At 63.4% G+C, this 1,522-nt stretch carries 2 protein-coding genes; both read left to right on the forward strand.

What is annotated here, in order from left to right:
- Positions 1-29: 29 nt before the first annotated feature.
- Positions 30-350 carry a hypothetical protein gene (locus EOA32_RS37050; protein WP_128374299.1) on the forward strand — a complete coding sequence of 107 codons (321 nt, stop codon included), beginning with the start codon at positions 30-32 and terminating at the stop codon, positions 348-350.
- A gap of 197 nt (positions 351-547) precedes the next feature.
- On the forward strand, positions 548-1,522 hold a 975-nt coding region (locus EOA32_RS37055; protein WP_145971510.1), incomplete at its 3' end, for a BMP family ABC transporter substrate-binding protein.

Consider the following 1,522-nt stretch of genomic DNA (forward strand, 5'->3'; position numbering starts at 1 on the left):
GACGGGAGTGTTCCCGGGGAGTGCGTTGGATGCTGCGTTTCATCTTTCGGCTGGCGGCCATGGTTGCGTTGTCGATTTCTGTCATCATGGCGGTGATCGACACCACGCGCTCCGTCGCGGCGTCGGCGCTCGTCATGACGCCGCTCAACGCAAGCTGGCTGGCGGTATCGCCCGACACGCGCGCCGCGTTCGAGACCTATGTGCGCGCCAAGGCCAGTCCGCTGGTCTGGGACGGGATCATCGCCTGGGTGCTCGGCCAGCCGGGATTCGCCGTGTTCGCGGTATTGGCGTTCCTGCTCTACGCCCTCGGCTACCGCCGGCGGCGCCACGAATTCGCCCCGACCACCTGACGCGGACTCCGCCCGAAACGGTCGGCCTTCACGCTTTTTCCAACAGGTCAAAATTCCACGTGAATTTTGTTTCGGGCCGTGCCAGATTGGCCGCGAGCGGGAGGGGCATACACTTCCTGCCTGACGTCGCATGCCTGCCGGAGGACCGGGCAGGGTTTGCGGTGCAAACGGAAAATAACCGACAGGGTGTGGATCACATGAAACGTATCGTTCTCGGCCTCCTGGCCGCAACCGCAATGGTTCTCCCGGCCTTCGCCGCGGATGTCCAGCCGGCCATCCTCTACGATCTCGGCGGCAAGTTCGACAAATCCTTCAACGAGGCTGCATACAACGGCGCCGAGAAATTCAAGAAGGAAACCGGCGTCGCTTATGTCGAGTTCGAAGTCTCCAACGCTTCGCAGCGCGAGCAGGCGCTGCGCCGCTTCGCCGAGGACGGCCGCAACCCGATCGTGATGGCCGGCTTTGCCTGGGAAGATGCGCTGAAGAAGGTCGCGGCCGAATATACCGACCTCAACTTCGCCATCATCGACGATGCCGTCGACCTGCCCAATGTCCGCTCGCTGGTGTTCAAGGAGAACGAAGGCTCCTACCTCGTCGGCATCCTGGCTGCGATGGCGTCGAAGTCGAAGAAGGTCGGCTTCGTCGGCGGCATGGACATCCCGCTGATCCGCAAGTTCGAATGCGGCTATGTCGGCGGCGCCAAGTCTGCCGGGGCCACCGAGGTCATCCAGAACATGACCGGCGATACCCCGGCCGCCTGGAACGACCCCGCCAAGGGCGGCGAGATCGCCAAGACGCAGATCGATCAAGGCGCGGACGTCGTCTATGCCGCGGCCGGCGGCACCGGCGTCGGCGTGCTGCAGGCGGCCGCGGATGCCGGCAAGCTCGGCATCGGCGTCGATTCCAACCAGAACGGCCTGCAGCCCGGCAAGGTGCTGACCTCGATGATGAAGCGCGTCGATGTTGCCGTCTACAATGCTTTCATGGACGGCAAGAACGGCACCTTCAAGGGCGGCGTCGAAAATCTCGGCCTCAAGGAAGGCGGTGTCGACTACGCCATGGACGACAACAACAAGGCGCTGGTGACGGACGAGATGAAGGCGGCCGTCGAAAAGGCCAAGGCCGACATTATTGCCGGCAAGGTCCAGGTGCACGACTACACCACCGACAAC

The organism is Mesorhizobium sp. M1A.F.Ca.ET.072.01.1.1 (assembly GCF_004023325.1).
Lineage (GTDB): Bacteria > Pseudomonadota > Alphaproteobacteria > Rhizobiales > Rhizobiaceae > Mesorhizobium.

Excerpts from the sequence above, each read along its gene's own strand:
- EOA32_RS37050 (WP_128374299.1), top strand. The coding sequence starts at position 30 with ATGCTGCGTTTCATCTTTCGGCTGGCGGCCATGGTTGCGTTGTCGATT.